Source organism: Streptomyces sp. NPDC033216 (assembly GCF_055577115.1).
Genome location: NZ_JBVIQK010000001.1, coordinates 621076 through 644617, shown reverse-complemented (window position 1 = coordinate 644617; position 23542 = coordinate 621076). Strand labels below are relative to the sequence as shown.

General features: G+C 74.0%; 20 protein-coding genes. 9 read left to right on the top strand and 11 right to left on the bottom strand.

Annotation, left to right across the window (positions count from 1 at the left end; translation table 11 throughout):
• Positions 1–476 precede the first annotated feature (476 nt).
• The 4 genes from ACZ5Y0_RS02785 (at position 477) to ACZ5Y0_RS02770 (ending at position 7180) form a co-directional block, all read left to right on the top strand.
• Positions 477–1889, top strand: coding sequence for an APC family permease (locus ACZ5Y0_RS02785; RefSeq protein ID WP_469126834.1), 1413 nt, complete (start codon positions 477–479; stop codon positions 1887–1889).
• 111 nt (positions 1890–2000) lie between these two features.
• Positions 2001–4631: an alpha/beta fold hydrolase gene (locus tag ACZ5Y0_RS02780; protein ID WP_469126833.1), complete on the top strand. Its 2631-nt coding sequence runs from the start codon at positions 2001–2003 to the stop codon at positions 4629–4631.
• On the top strand, positions 4628–5518 hold the full coding sequence (locus ACZ5Y0_RS02775) for an ABC transporter permease (RefSeq protein WP_469126832.1): 891 nt from the start codon (positions 4628–4630) through the stop codon (positions 5516–5518). The genes ACZ5Y0_RS02780 and ACZ5Y0_RS02775 overlap by 4 nt, the downstream gene beginning before the upstream one ends.
• A gap of 147 nt (positions 5519–5665) precedes the next feature.
• Complete coding sequence (locus ACZ5Y0_RS02770) at positions 5666–7180, top strand: vWA domain-containing protein (RefSeq protein WP_469126831.1); 1515 nt, start codon at positions 5666–5668, stop codon at positions 7178–7180.
• A 405-nt stretch (positions 7181–7585) separates the two neighbouring features.
• Here ACZ5Y0_RS02770 and ACZ5Y0_RS02765 read toward each other — a convergent pair whose 3' ends face one another.
• Positions 7586–8923 (bottom strand): carboxylate--amine ligase, encoded by a 1338-nt coding sequence (locus ACZ5Y0_RS02765; RefSeq protein ID WP_469126830.1) that lies wholly within the window; start codon positions 8921–8923, stop codon positions 7586–7588.
• A 159-nt stretch (positions 8924–9082) separates the two neighbouring features.
• Here ACZ5Y0_RS02765 and ACZ5Y0_RS02760 point away from each other — a divergent pair, with 159 nt between their 5' ends.
• The gene (locus ACZ5Y0_RS02760) at positions 9083–10444 is read left to right on the top strand and encodes a glycosyl hydrolase (protein WP_469126829.1); all 1362 of its coding nucleotides are present in this window, start codon (positions 9083–9085) and stop codon (positions 10442–10444) included.
• A gap of 40 nt (positions 10445–10484) precedes the next feature.
• On the opposite strand, the gene ACZ5Y0_RS02755 is transcribed toward ACZ5Y0_RS02760, so the two are convergent.
• The 9 genes from ACZ5Y0_RS02755 to ACZ5Y0_RS02715 are packed head-to-tail and all read right to left on the bottom strand — an operon-like array spanning position 10485 to position 20518.
• Positions 10485–11609 carry a GNAT family N-acetyltransferase gene (locus ACZ5Y0_RS02755; protein WP_469126828.1) on the bottom strand — a complete coding sequence of 375 codons (1125 nt, stop codon included), beginning with the start codon at positions 11607–11609 and terminating at the stop codon, positions 10485–10487.
• On the bottom strand, positions 11606–12265 hold the full coding sequence (locus ACZ5Y0_RS02750) for a YveK family protein (RefSeq protein WP_469126827.1): 660 nt from the start codon (positions 12263–12265) through the stop codon (positions 11606–11608). The genes ACZ5Y0_RS02755 and ACZ5Y0_RS02750 overlap by 4 nt, the downstream gene beginning before the upstream one ends.
• Positions 12262–13431 carry a glycosyltransferase gene (locus ACZ5Y0_RS02745; RefSeq protein WP_469126826.1) on the bottom strand — a complete coding sequence of 390 codons (1170 nt, stop codon included), beginning with the start codon at positions 13429–13431 and terminating at the stop codon, positions 12262–12264. Before ACZ5Y0_RS02745 ends, ACZ5Y0_RS02750 begins: the two co-directional genes overlap by 4 nt.
• On the bottom strand, positions 13428–14168 hold the full coding sequence (locus tag ACZ5Y0_RS02740) for a polysaccharide deacetylase family protein (RefSeq protein ID WP_469126825.1): 741 nt from the start codon (positions 14166–14168) through the stop codon (positions 13428–13430). Before ACZ5Y0_RS02740 ends, ACZ5Y0_RS02745 begins: the two co-directional genes overlap by 4 nt.
• Entirely contained in the window at positions 14152–15879 is a 1728-nt protein-coding gene (gene murJ, locus ACZ5Y0_RS02735) for a murein biosynthesis integral membrane protein MurJ (RefSeq protein WP_469126824.1), read from the bottom strand. The genes ACZ5Y0_RS02740 and murJ overlap by 17 nt, the downstream gene beginning before the upstream one ends.
• Positions 15876–17252, bottom strand: a complete 1377-nt coding sequence (locus ACZ5Y0_RS02730) for an O-antigen ligase family protein (RefSeq protein WP_469126823.1) — start codon at positions 17250–17252, stop codon at positions 15876–15878. The genes murJ and ACZ5Y0_RS02730 overlap by 4 nt, the downstream gene beginning before the upstream one ends.
• Positions 17253–17261: 9 nt before the next feature.
• Positions 17262–18686, bottom strand: a complete 1425-nt coding sequence (locus ACZ5Y0_RS02725; protein WP_469126822.1) for an exopolysaccharide biosynthesis polyprenyl glycosylphosphotransferase — start codon at positions 18684–18686, stop codon at positions 17262–17264.
• Positions 18683–19873 carry a glycosyltransferase gene (locus tag ACZ5Y0_RS02720; RefSeq protein WP_469126821.1) on the bottom strand — a complete coding sequence of 397 codons (1191 nt, stop codon included), beginning with the start codon at positions 19871–19873 and terminating at the stop codon, positions 18683–18685. The genes ACZ5Y0_RS02725 and ACZ5Y0_RS02720 overlap by 4 nt, the downstream gene beginning before the upstream one ends.
• 51 nt (positions 19874–19924) lie before the next feature.
• Positions 19925–20518, bottom strand: a complete 594-nt coding sequence (locus ACZ5Y0_RS02715; RefSeq protein WP_469126820.1) for a hypothetical protein — start codon at positions 20516–20518, stop codon at positions 19925–19927.
• A 208-nt stretch (positions 20519–20726) separates the two neighbouring features.
• On the opposite strand from ACZ5Y0_RS02715, the gene ACZ5Y0_RS02710 reads away from it, so the two are divergent.
• From ACZ5Y0_RS02710 to ACZ5Y0_RS02695, 4 genes are all read left to right on the top strand, one after another.
• Positions 20727–20879, top strand: a complete 153-nt coding sequence (locus tag ACZ5Y0_RS02710) for a hypothetical protein (RefSeq protein WP_469126819.1) — start codon at positions 20727–20729, stop codon at positions 20877–20879.
• A gap of 166 nt (positions 20880–21045) precedes the next feature.
• Positions 21046–21330: a hypothetical protein gene (locus ACZ5Y0_RS02705; protein WP_469126818.1), complete on the top strand. Its 285-nt coding sequence runs from the start codon at positions 21046–21048 to the stop codon at positions 21328–21330.
• Positions 21331–21768: 438 nt separating this feature from the next.
• The gene (locus ACZ5Y0_RS02700; RefSeq protein WP_469126817.1) at positions 21769–22248 is read left to right on the top strand and encodes a tyrosinase family oxidase copper chaperone; all 480 of its coding nucleotides are present in this window, start codon (positions 21769–21771) and stop codon (positions 22246–22248) included.
• A complete protein-coding gene (locus tag ACZ5Y0_RS02695; protein WP_469126816.1) occupies positions 22232–23101 on the top strand; it encodes a tyrosinase family protein in 870 nt (289 codons plus the stop codon). The genes ACZ5Y0_RS02700 and ACZ5Y0_RS02695 overlap by 17 nt, the downstream gene beginning before the upstream one ends.
• Positions 23102–23206: 105 nt before the next feature.
• On the opposite strand, the gene ACZ5Y0_RS02690 is transcribed toward ACZ5Y0_RS02695, so the two are convergent.
• Complete coding sequence (locus ACZ5Y0_RS02690) at positions 23207–23509, bottom strand: chaplin (protein WP_469126815.1); 303 nt, start codon at positions 23507–23509, stop codon at positions 23207–23209.
• Positions 23510–23542 lie beyond the last annotated feature (33 nt).

Here is a 23542-nt window from a genome sequence, read left to right as displayed (position 1 = left end):
GCGGTACGGTGCCCTGTCTCCCTCCCGGGGGGCAGGGCACCGTCGTGTCACGGGAGCCCCGGCGGCCTGTCGGACCGCTCGGGGACCGCGTGGGTGAGGTCGCCCGTGCGGAGGCGGGCGGCGCGTGACCGGCTCGGTGGCCCTGACCGGCGCGGTGCCGCCGGACTTCGACGAGTGCCTCGCGACCCTCTCGCCCCCACCAACCCGTCCGGATAACGGACGGCGGCACGTTTTTTCGCCACGCCCCCTACGGTTCCCGTACGCCCCACCACGCCCCAGGGGCCTGCCCGTCACTGCCGAATACCTCTCGCAAGCCGCTTCCTTTCAACGGATTCCGTAGATGAACACCTATTGACGCAGTGGTTTTCGTCGGGGTTCCATGCAGCGCCGGGAGCGGCCCGAACGAGTACCACCCCAGCCGCCGGAGGCGATAGCGCTCCCGACCGAACCTCGCCGCACCAGTCGATCGGAACTCCATGACCGACACGCTCCGCCCCGTCCAGGCCACCGTCGACGAACCCGCCGTCCCCGACGCCCAGGACGGCCCCCAGAAGCTCAAGCGTTCCATCGGAGTGGTCGGCGGCACCCTGCTGACCCTGTCCTGCGTGACGCCCGCGTCCACCCTCTTCGTCGTCGTGCCCGACCTGTTCGGCTCGCTCGGCACCGCGACCGCCCTCACGATCGCGATCGGCTCGCTCCTGTGTATCGCCGTGGCGTTCTGCTATTCGGAGCTGGGCACCCTCATCCCCAGCGCGGGTGGCGAGTACGCGATGGTCTCCACGATGGCCGGGCGGCTGGCGGGCTGGCTGGTGTTCGTCCTCTCCCTCCTGGTCGTGATGATCGTCCCGCCGGTGATCGCGATGGGAACGGCCGACTACCTGGCCCCGATCGTGCACCTCGACCCGTCGCTGGCCGGCGCCGCCGTGATGCTGCTCGCCACCCTCGCCGGCCTGCTCGACCTGCGTGCCAACGCCTGGATCACCGGCGTCTTCCTCGTCCTGGAGGTCATCGCGGCGGCCGTGGTCGCGGTGCTGGGCTTCACCCACAGCGAGCGCGGCGCGGGCAGCCTGGTCTCCCTGGAGGTCGCGGGCGCGGACGGCCACGCCGACACCGTGACGGCCATGCTGATCGTCTCCGGCCTCGCCATCGCCCTCTTCGTCACCCAGGGCTTCTCCACCGCCGTCTACCTCTCCGAGGAACTGGAGAACCCGCGCCGCAACGTCGCCCGCACGGTCCTGGCCACCCTCGCCATCTCCACCGTCATCATCCTGGTGCCGGTCGTCGGCATCACCCTCGGCGCCTCCGACCTCTCCGAGCTGACCGGCGGCGACATCGGCGCCATGGTGACCGCCTGGTCCAACTCGGCCGTCGGCACCTTCGTCAGCCTCTGCGTCGCCCTCGCCATCGTCAACGCGGGCATCGTCATGGTCATCCAGAACTCCCGCGTGCTGTTCGCCTCCGCCCGCGACAAGGCCTGGCCGCAGCCGGTCAACACCCTCTTCTCCAAGCTCGGCCGCTTCGGCTCCCCGTGGGTGGCCACCCTGGCCGTCGGCGTCCCCGGCGCGCTGCTCTGCTTCGTCAACCTGGACACCCTGTACGGGGTCACCGGCGTCTCCGTGACCGGCATGTACCTGCTCGTCGCGTTCGCCGCCCTGCTCTCCCGCCGCGGCGCCCACCGCCACTCGCACGCCTGGCGGATGCCCCTGTGGCCCGTCGTCCCGGCCCTCCTGATCGTGGTCCTCGCCTACATCCTGACCCAGCAGGAAACCGCCTACCTCCTGTGGACCGGAGGCATCACCGCCGCCGCCACCCTGTACTGGGCGCTCTACCTCCGCCCCCGCCCCGGCACCCGCTGGCTGGTGTCGATCCCGGAGGACGCGCGGGACTGACCCGTACCGCGCCTGGTGTACGCCGGCACCCCGCCGTACGCCTGCGGGAGGTCGGGGAGTTCGGTCTCCGGTCGACAACTCCACGGCAGTTCCACCCCGTACCGTTGACGCATGGATCTTCGACTGCGCGGACTGCGGCGGCCGCGGCGGATCATCGCCGCCGCGGCCGCCGTCGCCGTGCTCGCCGGCGCCGGCACCTGGACGGCGGTGGCCTCGGACGACGCACCCGCGGTGCACCGCGCCGACCAGGTCATGGCCGTGAACGGCGTACGCCTGGACACCTCCTACTTCACCTCCGGCGGCTCCGGCCGCCGCCCCGCCGCCCTGCTCGGGCACGGCTTCGGCGGCACCAAGGACGACGTCCGCGAGCAGGCGGAGGACCTGGCAGCCGACGGCTACGCCGTGCTGACCTGGTCGGCGCGCGGCTTCGGGCGATCCACCGGGAAAATCGGACTGAACGACCCCGAGGGCGAGGTCGCCGACGTCTCGAAGCTCATCGACTGGCTGGCGAAGCAGCCCCAGGTCCGGCTCGACAGGACCGGCGACCCGCGCGTGGGCCTGGCCGGCGCCTCCTACGGCGGCGCGATCTCCCTGCTGGCCGCCGGACACGACGACCGCGTCGACGCGGTCGCCCCCGCGATCACCTACTGGAACCTGGCCGACGCCCTGTTCCCCGGCGGCGTGTTCAAGAAGCTGTGGACCGGCATCTTCTTCAACACCGGCGGCGGCTGCGCACGGTTCGAGCCCGCGTTGTGCGCGATGTACGAGCGGGTCGCCGAGTCCGGCACCCCCGACGCCGCCGCCCGCGCCCTCCTCGGGGAGCGCTCGCCGTCCGCCGTCGGCGACCGCATCAAGGTGCCCACCCTGCTGCTCCAGGGCCAGACCGACTCCCTCTTCACCCTCGCCCAGTCCGACGCGGCCGAGAAGGCGATCCGAGCCAACGGCGCCCCCGTCGACGTCGACTGGATCGCGGGCGGCCACGACGGCGGCGACCTCGAGGCGAGCCGCGTCCAGGCCCGCGTCACCTCCTGGTTCGACCGCTACCTCAAGGACGACAAGGGCGCCGACACCGGCCCCGCCTTCCGGATCACCCGCACCGGAGGCGTCGACTCCACCGACGGCGCCGCCCTCCTGCGCGGCGCGAGCGACGACACCTACCCCGGCCTGACCGGCGGCGACCGCTCGATCGCCCTGACCGGACGCGAGCAGTCGTTCGCCAACCCGCCCGGCGCCAGCCCGCCCGCCGTCTCCGCCCTGCCCGGACTCGGCGGCGGCGGCCTCTCCCAGCTGTCCTCCCTCGGCGTCGGCGTCTCCCTCGACTTCCCCGGCCAGTACGCCGCGTTCACCTCCGCTCCCGTCGCCACGGACCTGCGCGTCACCGGCTCCCCGAAGGCCACCGTCCACGTCAAGTCGACCAGCGAGGACGCCGTTCTGTTCGGCAAGGTCTACGACGTCGGCCCGGACGGCCGCCAACAGGTGCTGCCCTCCCAGCTGGTCGCCCCGGTCCGGGTCGAGGGCACCAGGGCCGGCAAGGACGTGACGCTCACCCTCCCGGCCATCGACCACGAGGTGGACAAGGGCCACCGCCTGCGCCTGGTCCTCGCCTCCACCGACCTCGGCTACGCCTCCCCGCCCGCCCCGGCGACGTACACCGTCTCCCTGAAGGGCGACCTCGAGGTGCCCACCGCCGCCGGCGTGCGCACGGCCGCCGCCCCCCTGCCGTCCTGGGTGTGGTGGCTGCCCCTCGCCGGCATCGGCCTCGCCCTCGCCCTGCTGGTCACGGGCCGTCGCCGCACCGCGACGCCCGCCCCCGACCCGGAACTGGCCGACGTCCCGCTCCAGATCACCGACCTGAGCAAGAAGTACGCGGGCGGCGACCGCTACAGCGTCCGCGACCTCTCCTTCCGTGTCGAGAAGGGCCAGGTCCTCGGCCTGCTCGGCCCGAACGGCGCGGGCAAGACGACCACCCTGCGCATGCTGATGGGGCTCATCAGGCCGGACGGCGGCGAGATCCGCGTCTTCGGCCATGCCATCCGCCCCGGCGCACCCGTCCTCTCCCGCGTCGGCGCCTTCGTCGAGGGCGCGGGCTTCCTCCCGCACCTGTCCGGCCGCCAGAACCTGGAGCTGTACTGGCAGGCCACCGGGCGCCCGGTCGAGGACGCCCACCTCGACGAGGCACTGGAGATCGCCGGACTCGGCGACGCCCTGGCCCGCGCGGTGCGCACCTACTCGCAGGGCATGCGTCAGCGCCTGGCCATCGCCCAGGCCATGCTCGGTCTGCCCGACCTGCTCATCCTCGACGAACCGACCAACGGCCTCGACCCGCCCCAGATCCGCGAGATGCGCGAGGTGATGATCCGCTACGCCGCCGCCGGCCGCACGGTGATCGTCTCCAGCCACCTGCTGGCGGAGGTCGAGCAGACCTGCACGCACCTCGTCGTCATGGACCGCGGCCAGCTGGTCCAGGCCGGCCCGGTCGGCGTGATCGTGGGCTCCGGCGACACCCTCCTCGTCGGCACCGCCACGCCCGTCGAGGAGCCGGTCGCCGAGAAGGTGGCCGCGCTGCCCGGCGTGGCCTCCGCCGTCCGCACCGACGACGGACTCCTCGTCCGCCTCGACGCCGACGGCAGCGCCCAGCGTCTGGTCGCCGAGCTGGTGCGGCTCGACGTGCCCGTCCGGTCGGTCGGCCCGCACCGCCGCCTCGAAGACGCCTTCCTCACCCTGATCGGAGGCTCCGCATGAGCACGCTGACCGAGCCGGTCCAGCACACCGAGCACCCGGTGCCCGTCGCCACCGCCTCCGGCTACCGCGCCTCGCGCACCCTGCCCCTGCGCGTGGAACTGGCCCGTCAGCTCAGGCGCCGTCGCACGCTGGTCATGGGCGCCATCCTCGGCGCGCTGCCGTTCGTCCTGGCCATCGCCTTCGCGATCGGCGGCGAACCCGGCGAGGGCGGCGACCGGGTGAACCTGATGGACACGGCCACCGCGTCCGGCGCCAACTTCGCCGCGGTCAACCTGTTCGTCTCCGCGGGCTTCCTGCTGGTCGTCCCGGTCGCCCTGTTCTGCGGTGACACCGTGGCCTCGGAGGCCAGCTGGGCCTCCCTGCGCTACCTCCTCGCCGCCCCCGTCCCGCGCGCCCGCCTGCTGTGGTCCAAGCTGGTCGTCGGCCTCGGCCTCAGCCTCGCGGCGATGGTCCTGCTGCCCCTCGTCGCCCTCGCCGTCGGCACCGCCGCCTACGGCTGGGGCCCCCTGGAGATCCCCACCGGCGGCGCCCTCGACGCGGCCACCGCCGCCCAACGGCTCGTGGTGATCGTGGGATACGTCTTCGTGTCCCAACTGGTCACCGCCGGTCTCGCGTTCTGGCTGTCGACGAAGACCGACGCCCCGCTCGGCGCGGTCGGCGGCGCGGTCGGCCTGACCATCGTCGGCAACGTCCTCGACGCCGTCACCGCCCTCGGCGACTGGCGCGACTTCCTGCCCGCGCACTGGCAGTTCGCCTGGGCCGACGCCCTCCAGCCCACCCCCGAGTACTCCGGCATGATCCAGGGCACCGCCGTCTCGGTGACGTACGCCGTCGTCCTGTTCGCCCTGGCCTTCCGCGGCTTCGCCCACAAGGACGTCGTCTCGTAGGTCAACGGAAGATCACCTACCGGTCTCGAAGGGTGTCCGCCGTGCCCTCTTCGATACCCATCCGCAACACCCCGTGCCGCACGTTCCGGCCCCCGGTGCCGTCACAGTCACGTATGTCGACGTCACCGACCACAGGGGGCACCGCAGATGGAGACGACCCAACGCGTCCGAGGACTGCTCGCCGTCACGGTCGCCGCGCTGATGCTGCTCACCGGCTGCGGCGCGAGCGGCCCGCACGGCAGCACCGACAGCGCCGAGCGCGGCGGCCCGCCCGCCCCGGCGGACGGCGACACGGGATACCAGGGCGAGGACCAGGGGCGCGAGCGCGAACCGGCGCGGGACCACCTCTCCACCTTCGCCCTGGACGTCGACACCGCCTCCTACGGCTACGCCCGCCGCGCCCTCGCCGACGGCGCCCGTCCCGACCCGTCGACGATCCGCCCCGAGGAGTTCGTCAACAGCTTCCGCCAGGACTACGAACGCCCCGGCGGCAACGGCTTCTCGGTCACCGTCGACGGCGCCCGCACCGGCGAGGACTGGTCCCTCCTGCGCGTCGGCCTCGCCACCCGCACGGCGTCCCGCACCGGCGAACGCCCGCCGGCCGCCCTCACCTTCGTGATCGACGTCTCCGGCTCGATGGCCGAACCCGGCCGCCTCGACCTCGCCAAGGAGTCCCTCGCCACGATGACCGACCGGCTGCGCGACGACGACTCCGTCGCCCTCGTCACCTTCAGCGGGGAGGCCGAGACCGTCCTGCCGATGACCCGACTCGGCGACCGCCGCGGCCGCGTCCACGACGCCATCGACAGCCTGGAGCCGACCGACTCCACCAACCTCGGCGCAGGCGTCGAGACCGGCTACGCCACCGCCGTCGAGGGCCTGCGCGCGGGCGCCACCAACCGTGTCGTCCTCGTCTCCGACGCCCTCGCCAACACCGGCGACACCGACGCGGACACCATCCTGGAACGTGTCGCGGGCGCCCGCCGCGAGCACGGCGTCACCCTCTTCGGCGTAGGTGTCGGCAGCGACTACGGCGACGCCCTGATGGAACGCCTCGCCGACAAGGGCGACGGACACACCGCCTACGTCTCGGACGACGGAGACGCCGAGAAGGTGTTCTGCGAGGAACTCCCGCAGCACATCGACCTGACCGCCCGCGACGCCAAGGCCCAGGTCGCCTTCGACCCGCGCACGGTGGAGGAGTTCCGTCTCGTCGGCTACGACAACCGCCGCGTCGCCGACGACGACTTCCGCGACGACAGCGTCGACGGCGGCGAGGTCGGCCCCGGCCACACGGTCACCGCCCTGTACGCCGTCCGCACCCGGCCGGGCGCCGAGGGCCATCTCGCCACGGCCACCGTCCGCTGGCTCGACCCCCGCACCCGTACCCCGCACGAGACCTCGGGCCGACTGGAGACCCACGCGCTGCACAAGGACCTGACGAGCGCCCCCGCCCGCTTCCAGGTCGCCGCCACCGCCGCCTACCTCGCCGACGCCCTGCGCGGCGGCGACGACCGCTCCAGCACCCTGCCCGACGCCCCCACCCTCGCCGAACTCGGCAGGACCGCCCGCACCTTGGCGAAGCGGACCGAGGACCCGGAGGTCGGCCGCCTCGCCGACATGATCGGTATGGCCCGCCGGGACGGCGACAGCGACTCATAGGGTGCCTGCCGCCGACGACGGCAGAGCGCCGGACACCGGAAGAACCGGTGCCCGCCGCCCGCGACCGGTCGGACCCGGCCGTGGCCCGCGCCCTCGCCCGAGGGGGCCGGGATGTCGTCCAGCCGTGGGCGACGGCGGCTCGCCGCCCTCGGCTGGCCGGACTTCGCGACGCACCGCTGGTTCCACGGGGCCGACAGGGTCGAGACCTCTGGACGGCGCCGGGGACGAGGCCGAGGAGCGAGCGGAGCGATGCTCGCCGTCTCGGGGGCCGGCACCGTGTTGATCACCACCGGTGCCCTGCGGTACCGGCGAGGCCGAGCCGCGTCCCGCCGGTAGTGGCGACGGGTTCCGGACGCCTCGCACGCGCCCGGCACCCGTGCCGGTCCCGGACCGACGGCGCGTCCCTCAGCAGCTGCTCGCCCTGTCGTCGTCGGCCGGATCGGCCGGATCGGCCGGGTTCGCAGCGGACGGCACGTGCGGTGTGCGCGGTGCCTGGGGCCGACCGGTCGGGGACGGCGGCTGCGGGCTCTGGCGGACCACGCGGGGGAGGGCGGCGGTCGCGCCCGCCGCGCCGATCCGGCGTAGCAGACGCCGGGTCACGTGGGCGGTCCACAGGCCCGACATGGCCCGGCCGGGACCGGTGTCGTCCGCGGCGTACCAGGCGAGTTCCCGGCCGTGGGGCGCGGCCCGGCGCAGGGCGGTCAGCGGCGCGTAGTTCTCCACGACGAAGGTCCGACCCGGACGCGCTTCCCCGTCCGGCAGTGGACGGTGCGTCAGGTCGAGGTGCTGGGCGCGTACGACGTCCAGGCCCGCGGTGTCGGTGAAGAGGCGGAACTGGGCGCCGGGCCGGGGGTTGAAGTCGAGCAGGTGATAGCGGCCTGTCGTGTCGCAGCGGCGGAAGTCGAGGTCGAGGATGCCGCGGTAGCCGAGCTGGGCGGTGAGGCGCTCGGCGAGGGTCCGCACCTTCGGGTTCGGGGCCCACTCGCCGACCGCCGTCAGACCCGCGCCGCGCGGCCACGCGCACAGCTTGCGGCCGGGGCCGCCGCCGCGCAGCACGCCCGAGCGGTCGGCGTACCCGTGGAAGAACCAGTCGCGGTCGGTGCCCGGCGGGAGGAACTCCTGGAGCAGCAGCCGGCTGCCGGCCTCCTCACTGCGCAGGAACAGCTCGCGGGCCTCCTGCGGGGTTCGCACCACGACCGTGCTGCGCAGCCCCGTCCCGGCCGGCAGCAGCCAGGGCCGGCTCCACTTCGCCATCACCGGCAGGCCCAGCCGCCAGGCGGCGGACGCGGCCTGCGCCGCGCTGTCCGGGACGACGGTGACCGGGTGCGGGACGTCCGCCGCCGCGCACAGCCCGGCCAGTTCGGCCTTGTCGGCGACCCGTTCGGGCACTTCGGCGGGTTGCTCCGGCAGCAGATAGGCGGGGGCCAGCTCCGCGCGCAGGCGGCTCACGGCGACGGCGCCCGCGTCGTCCATCGGGATCAGCACGGCCGGCCGCTCGACGCGCGCGGCGACCCGCAGCAGCGTGGTGGCGATGTCACCGGGGGCGGCGCCGGGCGGTGGCGGGGGATGCAGCCCGCGGACGAAACGGGATCCGCGGACCGGGCTTCCGGTCATCTCGGCGACCAGATGGACGTCGATTCCGGCTCTGCCGAGGGAGCGCACGGCGCCCAGTGTTCCGTGGTGAAAGGGATTTCGGTCGATGCGCAGGAGAACGGCGGGGACGCGGGTGTCGAGCTGCGACACGTCTCTTTCCTTCGGTTGTTTCACCGGTGCGGTCTATCAAGGCGCTCGAAAGCCGTAACGGCGGTGGCGTGGTTGCTGTTCATGTGACTTTCATATGACTGAGTGTCGGTAAGGCGTTCGCGCATCGGTGACAGCACGAGAGTGGATCAGGGAGCAGGCATGACCCCACAGCAGCGATGCGCCCGGCCCCGGCGGCTGGCCGTCGTCGCGGCGGCGGTCGCGGCGACGGCGGCCCTGGCGTCCGGCCCGGGATTCGCCGCGGGCGCGGGGGTGGCGCGGGTCGCCGATCCTCCCGCTCCCACGCCGACCGTGTCCGCCCCCGTCGGCACGCAGAAGCCCGCCACGGCAGAACCGGCACCGAGCACGGCGCCCGCGGAAACGCCGGCGCCGACCGTGACCCCGTCCGTGACCCCGTCCGTGCCCCCGGCCCCCACCCCGACACCGACCCCGGCTCCGACCGCCGTGTCCCGCCCCGCCTTCGGCGCCTATCTCCACTTCGGTCCGCGGGGCGTGGCCCGGATGGCCCAGTTCAGCGACTGGCTCGGCACCGAACTGCGGGTCGGCCACACCTACCTGCCGGGCGACCGGTGGAGCAACATCGAGGGGCAGCCCGGCTTCCTCGACGTCTGGGCCGACTGGCGGGCCGAGAAGGACGACCGGATGCTCGTCCTCAACGTCCCCATGCTGGAGCGCAACGAGGAGGGCGTGTCCGACGCCGAGGTGCGGTGGCTGTTGCGGCAGGGCGCGGCCGGCCGGTTCGATCACCATTTCCGCGCACTGGCCCAGCGGCTGGTGCGGGCGAACGCGCCGGACACGGTGATCGTGCTCGGCTGGGAGATGAACGGCATCACGTACACCCATCGCTGCGGGCCGGACCCGGAGGCCTGGAAGACGTACTGGAGGCGGATCGTCACCGCCATGCGGGCGGTGCCGGGCCAGGAATTCAAGTTCGACTTCACAGCGAGCCGTGGCCGGGACGCCATTCCCTGGACCCAGTGCTATCCGGGGGACGACACGGTCGACATCGTAGGAATGGATTCCTACGACCAGCCGAGCGGGTTCTCCTTCGACGAGCAGGTGGCGGAGCCCTACGGACTCCAGGAACACGTGGACTTCGCCAAAAGTCACGGCAAGCCCATCTCCTATCCCGAATGGGGGCTCTTCCGCAACGGTGACAACGCCGAATACATGCGGCGCATGCTCGCCTGGATGGACGAGCACAGACCGCTGTACAACACGGTGACCGACTACTGCCCGCACGGTGTGTGGCAGTGCTCGCGGAACCCGAGGGCGTCGGAGGTCTACCGCGCGGTGCTCTCCGGCCGCACCGACGAACCGACGGACCCACCGACCGCGCCGACCGCCCCCGCGACCCCGGTGCCGGCGACCCCCGAACCCTCGACGGAACCGACCCCGCAGCCCACGGTGAACTGCTCGTGGCTGGACCTCGGCGACTGGGTCGAGTCCTGGATCGGCGGCAAGCTGTGCGTGCGTGTGGACTGGTGGTTGCGCAACCGCTGAGCGGTTGCCGCGACGCGCCCCCGGTGGCGGCAGGCCCACGTCAGGAGCCGCCGTCACCGGCGCGTTCCCGCTGTTCCCACCGTTCTTCCCAGCGGTGCAGCAGTTCCTTGCCCCGCCGTCGCGCGGCCACGTCCCACACCGCGGCCGACAGCAACGGGGCGGTGTGCCGCCGGGCCAGCAGCAGCCGCTGGTTGACGACCGGTTCGGGTCGCCAGTGGTGCTTGTACGGCTCGTTGCCGCGCAGCAGGCTCAGCGTGCCGCGCGTCTCGTGGCGGGTGTGCTGCGAGCAGGCGTCGAGCAGCATCACCGCGACGTCGGCCTTGTGCTCGCGCAGCCGCGGATGGGCGCCGTAGAGGTAGCCGCCGGCCAGGCGGCGCGAGAGCAGGGTGAGGTCGACGGCCACCACGTCGTCGTCGAGGCGGAACTCGGTGACCACCGCGTCCCCGGAGCGCACCATCGGCCCGACCGAGCGGACCAGGTGCTCGCAGAAACGCGGGCGCAGGTGCTCGTCCGTCACCTTCCGGCCCTGCCACTGCAACCGGTGCAGTTCCAGCAGCCGCCGTAGCGCCGGGTCCACCTGGTCCGGGCGGACGACCTCGCGCCGCACGCCGAGCGCGGTCAGCTTGCGCAGCTTGGCGCGCACCCGCTGCGCCTTCGCCGACGGCAGCCGGGCCACCAGCTCGTCCATCGGTACGGCGGGCAGCTCCAGGCACACCGAGTCGCTCACCCGCCGCCGGGGCCCTCTCCAGCGTTCGTACACCTGCTCCACGGCGCCGCCCGGCCGGACCTCGCGGAAGTCGATCAGCGCGGTGCGGGCGGCCGCCGCGAGCGCCTCGGTGAGGGCGGCCACGGCCGTCTCTCCCCGTTCGTCGTCGACCAGCACGTCCCCGTAGTCGGAGATCGCCCCGCCGAGCGGCACCAGGGTGGGCAGCGGACGGCGTACGGCCATCAGCGGGGCGACGGCGAGGAGGTCGTCGCCGGAGCGCACGACCAGCAGCCGCAGTCGGCCGGGTCTGCCGTACGACAGCCACCACGAGTGCAGCCAGGCGTGGCTCTGGAACGGGGTGGCCGCCGCGCACCGCCGGTACAGGCGGGCCCACGCGGGGGCGAGGGTGGCGAATTGCTGCTCGTCGGTGACGACTTCGGTGGTGTACGCCGGCTTCACAGCGTTCCGTGGGCGTCGGCGGCTGGTGCCGGACTGGGCACGGCGGCCGGTCTCCCCGGCTCGTGCCGGTTCCCCCGCGGCCGTACCAGCAGGAACAGGCCGCCCAGCAGGCCGCCCGCGCTCGCGCCGACCAGCCCGGTCACCGCGGCGGACGCGGAGGAGGGCTCGGTGGGCTCGACCGCGCGGGCGAACGGTTCGAGTTCGACGGCGGTGGTGGCCTTGGCGTCGGCGGCGTGCCGGTTGAGCGCGCGGGACACCGCGTTGGCCATGTCGGCGGCCAGGTCGGCGCGCGAGGAGGTCGCGGTGATCGACACCATCGGCGCGTCGGGCGAGGTCGCCGTGCGCACCGCCCCCTGGAGGGTCTCCACCGGTACGCCCGCCCACACCTGCGCGTCCCCGAGCACCGCGAGCTGGGTGGCGACCCGGCCGTAGGCCTGCGCGAAGCCCAGTGCGGCCGCCGGGTCGGACTTCTCGGTCGGGACGGCGACCACATACGCCGTGGCCGTGTACACGGGCGGCTTCAGGGCGCCGTACGCGCCGCCCAGGAGGCCGCCGGTGAGGGCGCCCGCGGCGAGCAGGGACCACGGTGGGAGCGTCTTGGCGCGGCGGCCCAGGGCGCCGGATCGGCGGTGCGGTCGGGTGGGGTTGTCGGTCATGAGGACGGGACTCCCTGAGGTGACGGAGCGGACGACGGGGACGGCAGGGGCCGTCGGGCCACGGTGGCCGTGTACACGTCCATGAGCCGGGCGGCGCTGCGGGTGATGTCGTAGTGGCGGGCGGCCTCGGGCGCGGTACGCGGGCCGGGGGCGGCGGTGCGGGTCCCGGCGAGGGCCCGGACGAACGCCTCGGGGCCACCGGTGACGCGCCGGGCGGCGGGGGCGGCGTGCGCGGGGAGGTCCTCGATGGCCGGGCAGGACGTGTACAGCACGGGCAGTCCCGAGGCGAGGGCCTCGACGGCGGCCAGGCCGAACGCCTCGTCGGGGGAGGGGGAGGCGAGCACGTCCATCGCGCAGACCAGGGAGGGCAGATCGGGGCCGGGGCCGCCGTCCGGGACGCACGGGCGTTCGCCGGTGAACAGGATCCGGTCGGCGACCCCGCCCTCGCGCGCGGTGCGGCGCAGAGCGCTCTCCTCGGGGCCACCGCCGACCAGCAGCAGATAGTGGTCGGCGGGGAGGCCTGCGAGGGCGCTGATCAGGACGTCGAAGCGTTTGCCCGCGTGGAGGCGCCCGATGGCGCCGATGACCCGCGCGTGGTCGGGCAGGCCGAGGCGGCGGCGGGCGCGGTGGCGCCGGACCGGGTCGAAGCGGAAGCGGGCCAGGTCGATGCCGTTGGGGACGACCTCGATCCGGTCGGCCGGGACACCCCAGCGCCGCAGGCGTTCGGCGACCGTGGGGGAGACGGCGACCGTGGCGCGGCCCAGCCGCTCCCCGGCCAGGTACAGGGCACGGACCGCCGGGGTGAGCGGGCGGCCCTCCATCTGGGAGTCGCCCAGGGAGTGTTCGGTGGCGACGACCGCGCGCACCCCGGCGAGCCGGGCGGCGAGGCGGCCGTAGAGACAGGCGCGGTAGAGGTGGGTGTGGACGAGGTCGTAGCGTCCTGAGCGGATGATCCGGACCAGGCGGGGCAGGGCGGCCAGGTCGCGGTTGCCGGCCATGCCGAGGTGGACGACGCGCACCCCGTCCGCGGACAGCCCGTCGGCCACCGACCCCGGGTTGGTGAGCGTCACGACGTCACAGTCGACGGGCAGGTGCTGGAGGAGCAGCCGCAGTTGTTGCTCGGCGCCGCCGACGCCCAGGCCCGTGATGATGTGCAGCACCTTCATCGCAGGCCTGCCACGGGACGGCGGCGCAGCCGGTGCAGCCGGTGCTTGAGGAACAGCCGGGCGGTGGTGTCGTTCTGCCCGATGTGGACGCGCGGCAGGGCGTGCCGACCGGTCAGCGGACCGGGGTCGATGGCGCAGGCGTACGCGTATCCGGCGTCCCGTACGGCGTCCACGGCCCGCCGGTCGATCGTCCCGTACGGGTAGCAGAAGCCCGCGACGTCGGTGCCGAGCAGCTCGGCGAGCGCGGCGCGGCTGCCGGCGGTCTCGGCCTCCAGCGTGCGGTCGTCCGCCTTGGTGAGGTCGACGTGGGTGAGGCCGTGCGAGCCGATCTCGACACCCTCGGCGGCGGCCTCGCGGATGCCGTCGGCGGTGAGCAGCGGTCTGCGCGGGCCCAGCGGGTCCCAGGCGTTGTCGCCGCCGAGCCGGCCGGGCAGCACGAAGAGGGTCGCGGTGCAGCCGTGCCGACGCAGCACGGGCAGGGCGCCGGTGAGGAAGTCGGCGTAGCCGTCGTCGAAGGTCAGTCCGGCCAGGTCGCGGCCCTCGCCCCGGGCGCGGGCGGCGAGCAGCTCGGCCAGCGAGACTCCCCGCAGTCCCTGCCCCGCCAGCCAGGCCAGCTGCCGGTCCAGCCGTTCGGGTGTGACCGTGATGCGGTACGGATCGTCGGAGCAGTCGCCCACGGAGTGGTACATCGCCACCCAGGGGGCGGGGCCGGTTACGGTGTCAAAGGGAACGGACATGTGGCAGCCTTCGGGTCGCGGAACGTACGGATCGGAATGCGGAGGCGATGCCCTGGGCGCCCAGCGCCCAGCCCAGCAGGACGAAGACGGCGGTCACGGTGAGCGTCCCGGCGGCCAGCCCCGCCGCGGGGTGGCCGAACCGGCCCCCGACGAAGGCGCCGGCCGGTGCGGCTGTCAGGGCCGCCCGCACCGGCCTGCTCAACTCGGCCAGGACCCCCGAGACATGGAGCGGCACACAGCGCGGCAGGCGGTGCGCTCCCCGCCTCGGAGGTGTGCCGGGTGGTCCGGCCGAGGTGCCGGCCAGCAGCACCAGGGCGGTGACGGTGATGCCTGCCGCGTTGGCGGCGGCGATCCCGTACACCCCCCAGGGCGCCACGCACAGCGCGCCCAGCCAGGAGGTCAGGACGATCCCGACGGCCATCGCGCCGGCCGGGTACCAGGCGGCGCGGCCCGTCGAGAAGTACGAGCGGGCCAGCACCCCGACCAGGGTCTGGCCGAGCAGCCCGATCGCGTACACCCGCATCACGCCGGCCGTGGCCGCGGTGTCCCGCGCGGTGAACGCGCCCCGCTGGAAGAACAGTTCGATCATCTGCGGCGCACAGGCGACGACCGCCGCCGTGCCGAGCAGCACCACGCACGCGGCCAGCGCCAGGTCCCGCTGCACCCGGTCACGGGCCCGCTCGGCGTCGCCCTCGGCCAGCGCCCGCGCGACCACCGGGAAGGTGACCGTGCACACCATCAGCGACAGGATCATCGGCATCTGCGCGACCTTCTGCGCGTAGTTGAGATGCGAGATCGCCCCCGACGGCAGCTGTGAGGCGAGGAACCGCTCGACCAGGACCTGCGACTGACGGCACATCGCGAACAGCAGCACGGTCGCCACGACAGCCCCACCGAGCGGTCGCGGCGCCTCGGAGACGCCCGCCGTCTCCACGCCGCGCTTGCGCAACTGCCGCCATAACGAGGGAACTTGAACAGCGACCATCAGGCACCCACCCACCGCGACCCCGGCCGCAGCCGCCCGCACCCCCCAGCGCTCGCCGAGCGCGAACATCCACGTGACGATTCCGGTGTTGTACGCCACGTAGATCGCCGCCGGCGCCACGAACCGCCGGTGCGCGCGCAGGGCCGCGCTGCAATACCCGGCGAGCCCGAAGCTCACCACACACGTCGCGGTGAGCCGCGTGCAGTCGACGGCCAGCCCGGGGTCGGGCAGACCGGGCGCGAGAACCCCGACCAGCTGCCGGGCCAGGGTCGCGACGAGGACGCCGACCGCGACGAACGCCAGCGACAGCCGCGGAAGCGTCCCCGCGACCAGGGCGCGGACCGGATTGCCGCCGACCCCCTGGGCGCGCCGGGCCAGGGCCATGCTGAACGCCGGGATCAGCGCGAACGCCAGCCCGTCCTCGATGAGCAGCGTGGCCGCGAACTCCGGCACCGTCCACGCGACGAGGAAGGCGTCGGTGTCCCGGCCCGCCCCGAACAGCCGGGCCAGCGCCTGGTCGCGAACCAGCCCGAGCAGCGACCCGGCCACCGACAGGACGGCGGTGACGAGGGCGGCACGAGCGAGGAACCCACGGGACGCCTGGGGAAGCTCGGGCGACGCGCCGGCCGGCTTCCCGCGCCGTGCGGCGGGCCGCGCCGACGGTACGACCGTGGCGTCGTCCGCGTCGCCGTCCGCCCGCGGGGTCCGGGAAGGCGTCACCGTCATCGCCCGAGCGCCTCCTCGCGCCCGCCGTCGCCCCGTGCCTTCGCGCCTCCTTCGCGCCCCGCGTGGGAGGCGTCCGCGGGAGCCTCCTCGCCCCCGACCAGCGCCCACCAGGCCGCGAGCCCCAGCATCACCGCCGTCAGCACCGTGGAAGGCCCGCCGATGTCGGCGTACAGGAAGTCGGTGAGCTGCCAGACGAGGAGGCCGCAGGCGACGAGGGCGCAGTCGAGGCCGGGCGCCCGGTGCCGGTGGGCGCGGAACAGCCCGCGCAGCGCGCACACCAGCAGCGCCAGCCAGCCGCCGGCCAGCGCCAGCAGACCGATCAAACCCTGCTCGCCCAGGATCAGCAGGTACATGTTGTGCGGGGAGAGCAGCGGCTGCTTGCGGTAGCCGGCGCCGGCGCCCTCGGTGTCGCTTCCGGCGGACAGCGCCAGCGAGGCGTGCGCGTCCCGGTGCTCGGGGAAACCCTTCAACCCGACGCCGGTCAGCGGCTGCTCACGCCACATGCCGGCCGCCGCCGCCCACATCGTGTACCGGTCGGTGACCGACTGGTCGGGGGCGTCCGTGACCTGCGTGATGCTGCTGATGCGCTCCTGGAGCATCGCCGTACCCACGCCGAAGCCGCCGACCAGGACCACGCCCACCGCGACCGCGGCCGCTCCGACCTCCAACGCCCGCCGCAGCCCGGCCAGCGCCAGCTGCGCCGCGCAGGTCACCGCCGTCGCGATCCACGCGCCCCGGCTGAAGGACAACGCGAGGGGCAGCAGCAGAGCGAGGGCGCAGGCGGCGGCTACCGCCCGCTGCCGCACCGAGGAGCGGCCCAGAGCCAGTCCGGCCGCGCAGACCAGCCCGAACGACACGACCGTCGCCATGCCCATCACGTCCTGCGCGCCGAAGGTACCGACCGCCCGGATCTCCTCACCCTGGTACGAGGCGCCGGTCCCGGTGACGTACTGGTGCACGCCGACCGCGCCCTGCCAGCCCGCGAGGCCCACGAACGACCAGGCCAGCACACGGAAGTCGGACCGGTCGCGGATCAGCAGCAGCACCGCCGCCGGAACCAGCACGAACACCTGGAGGTAGCGGCCGAGACCACCGATCCCGGCACCCGGGGAGGAGGCGCCCATCGCGGCGAGCGCCAGCCCGGCCACCGGCAGCCCCAGCACCACGGCCGCCGTACGGGACAGGGGGCGCCGCCGCTGCCGCAGCAACCGGACCGCGCAGAACAGCACGACGAGCGCGGAGAGCGCGTCGGCCGGTCCCGCGCCACCCTCGCCGCCAGGTGAGACCGGCAGCGCGAGCAGGGCCACCACGGCGACGACGGGCAGCACCGGCGACAGCGTCCGGGTTCGGGGCAGGGGCAGGGCGAGACTCATCGGACGGTTTCAGCTCCCGGTCGGTCGCACGAGGGCGGCCGCGGTCCGCAGCAGGATGCAGACGTCCTGCCATAGCGACCAGTTGTCGATGTAGGCGTTGTCGAAACGGGCCCGGTCCTCGATGGAGGTGTCGCCGCGCAGCCCGTGGATCTGGGCGAGGCCGGTGATCCCGGTCCGCATCCGGTGCCGGGCCGCGTAACCCGGGTAGGTCTGGCTGAACTGCTGTACGAAGTAGGGGCGTTCGGGGCGTGGTCCGACCAGGCTCATGTCGCCCCGCAACACGTTCCACAGCTGGAGCAGTTCGTCCAGCGAGGTCTCGCGCAGGAAGCGGCAGAACGGGCTCATGCGTACTTCGCCGGCCACGCTCCACCGGGTCGCGGACTCGTGCTCGTCCACCGGGCGGTGGGTGCGGAACTTCAGCAGCGTGAACGGGCGCCCGTCCTTGCCGATGCGCTCCTGTCGGAACACCACCCCCGGTCCGCTGGTCAGCCGCAACACCGTCGCGAAGACCAGCAGCAGCGGGCTGACGGCGAGCAGCAGCGTCCCGGACACCGCGATGTCCAGCAGCCGTTTGCCGAGGCCGCCGCCGTGCCCCGTGCCCATGTCCAGCCGCCGGCAGGGGAACCCGGCGAGCTGCTCACGGGTCGCGTACGACGGGGTGTCGGCGTCGACCTCCCACACCGTGCAGCCCGACTCGGCGAGCGCCCGCAGCAGCGGGCCCTGCGCGGTACGCACCGAGGGGTGGACGCACAAGATCTCGCGGACGCTGTTCTGGATGAGGGCGCGCTGCACCTCCTCACCGTTGGTCAGGACCGGCAGCCCGTCGGTGCCGTCGGGGTGGCCGGGGTGTTCGGCGACGACGCCGACCGGCCGTACCCCGTAGCGGGGGTGGCGCAGCACGGCCGCGGCCACCCGCTGCGCGGTGGCCGCCGGGCCGACGACGAGCGCGGAGCGGGGGCGGCGCAGCAGCGCCCGGCGCCGCCGCAGATGGACGACGGCCCGCCCGGCGCAGCCGGCCGCCGCCTGCGCGGCGAACCCGAGGACCAGGGTGCGCGCGGACAGCGCGTGCGCCGGGGCGTACGCCGCCAGGAGCGCTCCCAGCGCGAGCCAGGCCACCGCGATCCGGCCGCAGACGGCGGGCAGTTCGTCCAGGATCCCGGAGACCGGCCGTGCGTGGTTCGGACGCAGCAGCATCGTCGCCGCCACCAGCGCGGCGACCAGCAGCGGGCGGCGCTGTGCCCCGGTCAGCGCCAGGGCGCCCGCCAGCGCGGCGAGACCGTCGGTGAGCAGCAGGGGCAACGGCGAGACGGGCCGGGTGGCGGGCCGTCGGGCCGGGAACCGGAATCCCGCTCCGCTCTCGCGCCGCGGCAGGACCGAGACGTGGACGAACCCGGGCTGCACGCCGGGGGAGGGGACGGTGCTTTCCGCAGTCACGAGTGGATGGACTCCCTGCACTCGGTGGGCACGACCCGCGCCGTTCGGCCGGCGGCGGACGGCTGCCGGCCGAGCAGTTCGCGGTACACGCCCGCGATCTGCTCGGCCGTGCGCCGCACGTCGTGCGTGGACAGGACGTAACGGCGCCCCTGCTGGCCGAGGGACGACCGCAGCCGCGGGTCGAGCAGCAGCTCGGTGACCGCCCGGGCCAGCTCGGCGGCGTTCTCCGGGGCGACCAGACAGCGGGATGCGAGCGCGGCCGGCAGGCTCTCGCGGGCGCCGTCCACATCGGTCACCACCACGGGCCGCCCACAGGCCAGGGCCTCCAGCGGGGCCAGCGCCATGCCCTCCCAGCGCGAGGGCAGCACCACCAGATCGGCGGCCTGGTACCAGGGGGCGGCGTCGGCGACGGACCCCGCGAACAGCACCGACTCCGGGGCGCGGGAGCGCAGCGCGTCGTGGTCCGGGCCGTCGCCGACCAGGGCGAGCCGGGCCCCCGGCACCCGGGCCGCGACGGCGTCCCACGCCGCCAGCAGCACGTCCTGTCCCTTCTGCCGGCACAGCCTCCCCACGCACACCACGAGCGGGGCGGCCGGGGCGGTCTCGGCCAGGAGTGCGGCACGCACGGTGGCTACGGGCGCCGGGTGGAAGCGCCGCGGGTCGATGCCGTTGGGCACGACCGTCCACCGTCCGGCGATCCCGGCCCGCCGTCCGGTCTCCCGCTCCGCCTCGCTCACGCACACCAGCCGGTCGGCCCAACGCGCCGCGAGACGCTCCCACTTCAGGGCGAGAGCGGCGGTGGCCCCGCCGACCGCCTCGAACGACCAGGCGTGCGGCTGGAACACGGTCGGGATCCGCCCCCGTACGGCGAGCCGCCCGACCAGCCCGGCCTTCGCACTGTGCGCGTGCACCAGGTCGGGCCGCGCCGCCTCCAACACCCGTCGGAGACGCCGCACCTCGCCGGGCAGGGAGGGCCCCGGCGCCCGCGACGCCTGCCAGCGCCGTACGTCCGCGCCCAGGGACCGCAGGTCCTCGGCGAGGGGGCTGTCGGGGCAGGCCACGGTGACGTGCAGCCCGGTGGCGAGCTGGGCGCGCACCAGGTCCGTCACGACGCGGGCGACGCCGCCGTCCACGGGTTGGGTGAGATGCAGGACCCGCGGTCCGACGTCGGGTTCTGGCTGATGCATCGCGCGGTTTCCTCGCTCACGGGTGGCGCTCGGGACGGTGCGGGAACGCGCCTACTGCTTCCGTGTGTCGACGGCGACGAAGAGCACGCCGGCATACGCCGCGTCCCGTGGGGAAACGAGCCGGAAGGCCAGCTGGTCACCGCCACGCCGCAAACCCGCTCGCAGATCGAACACATCGGACACATCGCAGTCGTGGCCGAGCGTCTTCGCGTGAGCCGGGACACGTGCCGCCGGCGCCGCCCCCGGCTCACTGATCGTGGAGTTCAACACATTGTCAGATGGATCGACCGGGTCGCACGGTGCCGCGACACGCCACGAACCGGTCGACAACGTGAGCGAATCACTCGAACGGCCAGGGTCCCCGTGGTGGGCGACCGGCCCGGTCCCGCCACCCGCACCGCGCGGGATCGGCACCCCACGCAGCCGGACCCCCTGACCCGCCCGCGAGTCGACGGGGTGGGAGCCGTCCCCCGCCGGGAGGTGCCGCGACGGCTCCTTCGGGTTCTCGCGGCGCAGCGTCGGACCCAGGGGATGGCGCATACCGGCGTGGACCTTTCGAAAAGGTGCGATTTGCTGGCAATAGGCGTGCGGCGGACGATCCGCCACTCTAATCGCTGTCCTGATCAATACGGAGAAGTCGGTCATGTGTGTCGGAACGGTGCGGCTCGATCGGGGACGCTTCACCCCAATGGGGGCACGACCGACGGCGTCACGCCTTCGACAGCGCGGGGACTCCCCGCCGTGTGCGGGGTCAGAACCCCACGGCCTGGCCACCTTCCTGCTGGACGGCCTGTCCCGCCGACCCTGGAGGACCCGGACCGCGCGCAACGCGCCCCGGAGGCACCCCCTGGCGGTGGCGCCCGCCCTGCCGACGCTGCCGGAGCTGCCGGTCGAGACCCCGCTCTGCCGTCTCGGCCCGGAGCCGCCCGTCACGCTGTCGGCCGGGACGCCGGAACTGCTGCCGCCCGCGTTGGTCACGCCGCCCGCGTCGGTCCCCGCCGCCTGACGGCCGGGCGATTCCCCTTCTGCACCTCGGCGTTCGGGTGGGCGCGCGCCGGAGTGCAGAAACCTCAGCGTGCGGGGTTTCCGCCGCCCCCGGGGATCGTTAGGCACGGCGTCTGCACTCCCCGCATGGCGACTTGAGTTGCCGAGTCGCCGAAGAAAGGAATCCGATGAAGTCCCTGAAGGCCGCCGTTGTCGTTGCCGGGTCCATGGTGATCGCCGGTGCCGCCGCACCCGCGTTCGCGACCCCGGCCGACCTCCCGCCCACCAGCCTCGACGGCGCCGTGAACTCGCTCGCCCAGGGGCCCCTCGACGTCGGCGACGTGATGCCGCTCCAGCACCAGTCGAACGCGCTCGACACGCAGGACCAGGGCTTCGTGCTCGACACCGTCAAGGGCGCGACGACCGCCCTGAACCCCCAGAACCTCCTCGGCGGACTGCCCCACCAGGGCTGAGGCGCGCGCTCGGGCTTGCCGGAGGGCCGGTCCCGTCATGGGGGACCGGCCCTCGGCGTGGGTGGGTGCGCGGCGGCCGGCGTCCTGCTCGGTGCGGGACCCGCGGTGTGTCCGGACGCCGTCGGGCGCGTTCGTCGTTCGTATCGGTCACCCCCGCCATGCGTGCTGCCCCCGGCTGGCCGGCCGCCGTGCGGAAGCGCGGACACGCCTACCTCGTCCTGGCCCGCCCGCGCCCGGCCCGAGGCACCTCCGGCCTGGCTGGACATCGCGTTCGCCGGCGCCGGCCTGGGCGGCTCGGCCAGGGGTGCAGCCGACCGGCCCACGTGACCGCACCCCGGCGGCCCCCGCCGTTCGGGCCTCTCACCGGCGCGCACGGTGACCCCACGGGCCGCCGGACGGTTAACGCTGTCGACAACCGAACCCGGACGAGGAGCACACATGGTCGTCAGCGTGGACGGAGCCGCCGTCGGGACCACGATCCCGACGGAGACGACGCGACGCAGAACACGCCGGGGCACGCTGCGCGGGCTGCTCGGCGCCGCCGCCTCCCTCGCGCTCACCCCGCTCGTGGCGGCTTCCCGGCCCGCCCGCCGTCGGGACGAGCCCGGGCCCAGCCCCGGGGAAACGGTTTTCGACGAGATCTACCTCGGGCGCCACCTGATCGGCCGGCTCGCCCCGTCGGTCCGCGTGGGCGACAGCGACCAGTGGGAGGTCACGGTCGACGGCCGCCCGCTGCATCTCATGCGCCGCGCCGACGGCACCTGGCTGAGCATGGTCGACCACTACCGCTCGTACGCCGACCCGCTGGACGCCGTTCGCGCCGCCGTCGACGAACTGGGACCCGGACAGATGCTGCGGGCCGCCCCCGCAGCCAGCCGTCACTCACACACGGGGGGACACCATGGCCTACATCCGTAAGGACGTCAGCACGCTCACCGCCGACGAACGGCGACGGTTCGTCAGGGCGCTCCTGGAGCTGAAACGCCGGGGCGAGTACGACGAGTTCGTGCGCATGCACATCGACTTCTACGTCTCCGACGGCGAGAGAGGCCTGCGGACCGCCCACATGGCGCCCTCCTTCCTGCCGTGGCACCGCCGGTTCCTGCTGGACCTGGAGAACGCGCTGCGCCGGGTCGACTCCTCGGTGACGGTGCCGTACTGGGACTGGACGCGGGACCGCACGACGACCTCCGTGCCCTGGACCGCGGACCTCCTGGGCGGCAACGGGCGCCGCTCCGACCGGCAGGTGACCACGGGGCCGTTCGCGTACGCCACCGGAAACTGGACGATCAGGGACGGCGTCACCGACACGGAGTTCCTCACCCGCGACCTGGGCCGACCCCGCGACCCGATCACCCTGCCGACGAAGGCCGACGTGGAGTGGGCGCTGAAGGACCCGGTGTACGACGTCTCGCCCTGGGACTCGACGGTCACCCGCGGCTTCCGCAACAAGCTGGAGGGATGGGGGACCGGCCTCCGGGAGAGCACCGCCTGGCTCAACCACAACCGGGTGCACCGGTGGGTGGGTGGTGCCATGGTCGGCGGGGCGTCCGTCAACGACCCGGTCTTCTGGCTGCACCACGCCTTCATCGACCTGCTGTGGACCCGATGGCAGGGGCGCCACCGCGAACACCGTTACCTGCCCGCCGAGCCGCCGCTGCCGGGCACCAGCCAGTTCCGCCGGGTCGTCGCCCGGCACCAGCCACTGCCCCCGTGGAACACGACCCCCGACCAACTGGAGGACGCGGGACGGGTCTACCGCTACGCCTGAGCCCGCGCGGGCGGACGTCTGCCGCCTCCCGGAGAAAGCCCGAGACAGGGGAGAGCCCCGGCGCCCGAGGTGCCGGGGCCCTCCGCGAGGTGCGCTGTACGGACGTCAGCCGCCGTAGCCGCCGTCGCCGGGGTGCTCGCCCTCGTCGCCGTCGCCCCCGTCGTGGTCGCTGACGTTGGCGCAGGTGTTGCCGATGGCCGGGTTGAGCAGGCCGACGACGCTGACGGTGTTGCCGCAGACATTGATCGGCACGTGCACCGGGACCTGGACGAGGTTGCCGGACAGGACGCCCGGCGCGCCCACGACCGCGCCCTGCGCTCCCGCGTCCGCCATGGCCAGACCGGCTCCGCCGACCATCATGGCGCCGGCGCCGACGCCGACAGCGGCCGCCTTCGCGATGCGAGACATCGCATTCTCCTTAGTCATTCGGTTCGCACGGCA

Excerpts from the sequence above, each read along its gene's own strand:
- ACZ5Y0_RS02730 (WP_469126823.1), bottom strand. The coding sequence starts at position 17,252 with ATGAGTCTCGCCCTGCCCCTGCCCCGAACCCGGACGCTGTCGCCGGTG.
- murJ (WP_469126824.1), bottom strand. The coding sequence starts at position 15,879 with ATGACGGTGACGCCTTCCCGGACCCCGCGGGCGGACGGCGACGCGGAC.
- ACZ5Y0_RS02780 (WP_469126833.1), top strand. The coding sequence starts at position 2,001 with ATGGATCTTCGACTGCGCGGACTGCGGCGGCCGCGGCGGATCATCGCC.
- ACZ5Y0_RS02740 (WP_469126825.1), bottom strand. The coding sequence starts at position 14,168 with ATGTCCGTTCCCTTTGACACCGTAACCGGCCCCGCCCCCTGGGTGGCG.
- ACZ5Y0_RS02715 (WP_469126820.1), bottom strand. The coding sequence starts at position 20,518 with ATGACCGACTTCTCCGTATTGATCAGGACAGCGATTAGAGTGGCGGAT.
- ACZ5Y0_RS02690 (WP_469126815.1), bottom strand. The coding sequence starts at position 23,509 with ATGTCTCGCATCGCGAAGGCGGCCGCTGTCGGCGTCGGCGCCGGCGCC.
- ACZ5Y0_RS02770 (WP_469126831.1), top strand. The coding sequence starts at position 5,666 with ATGGAGACGACCCAACGCGTCCGAGGACTGCTCGCCGTCACGGTCGCC.
- ACZ5Y0_RS02785 (WP_469126834.1), top strand. The coding sequence starts at position 477 with ATGACCGACACGCTCCGCCCCGTCCAGGCCACCGTCGACGAACCCGCC.
- ACZ5Y0_RS02705 (WP_469126818.1), top strand. The coding sequence starts at position 21,046 with ATGAAGTCCCTGAAGGCCGCCGTTGTCGTTGCCGGGTCCATGGTGATC.
- ACZ5Y0_RS02700 (WP_469126817.1), top strand. The coding sequence starts at position 21,769 with ATGGTCGTCAGCGTGGACGGAGCCGCCGTCGGGACCACGATCCCGACG.
- ACZ5Y0_RS02775 (WP_469126832.1), top strand. The coding sequence starts at position 4,628 with ATGAGCACGCTGACCGAGCCGGTCCAGCACACCGAGCACCCGGTGCCC.
- ACZ5Y0_RS02760 (WP_469126829.1), top strand. The coding sequence starts at position 9,083 with ATGACCCCACAGCAGCGATGCGCCCGGCCCCGGCGGCTGGCCGTCGTC.
- ACZ5Y0_RS02720 (WP_469126821.1), bottom strand. The coding sequence starts at position 19,873 with ATGCATCAGCCAGAACCCGACGTCGGACCGCGGGTCCTGCATCTCACC.
- ACZ5Y0_RS02745 (WP_469126826.1), bottom strand. The coding sequence starts at position 13,431 with ATGAAGGTGCTGCACATCATCACGGGCCTGGGCGTCGGCGGCGCCGAG.
- ACZ5Y0_RS02695 (WP_469126816.1), top strand. The coding sequence starts at position 22,232 with ATGGCCTACATCCGTAAGGACGTCAGCACGCTCACCGCCGACGAACGG.
- ACZ5Y0_RS02750 (WP_469126827.1), bottom strand. The coding sequence starts at position 12,265 with ATGACCGACAACCCCACCCGACCGCACCGCCGATCCGGCGCCCTGGGC.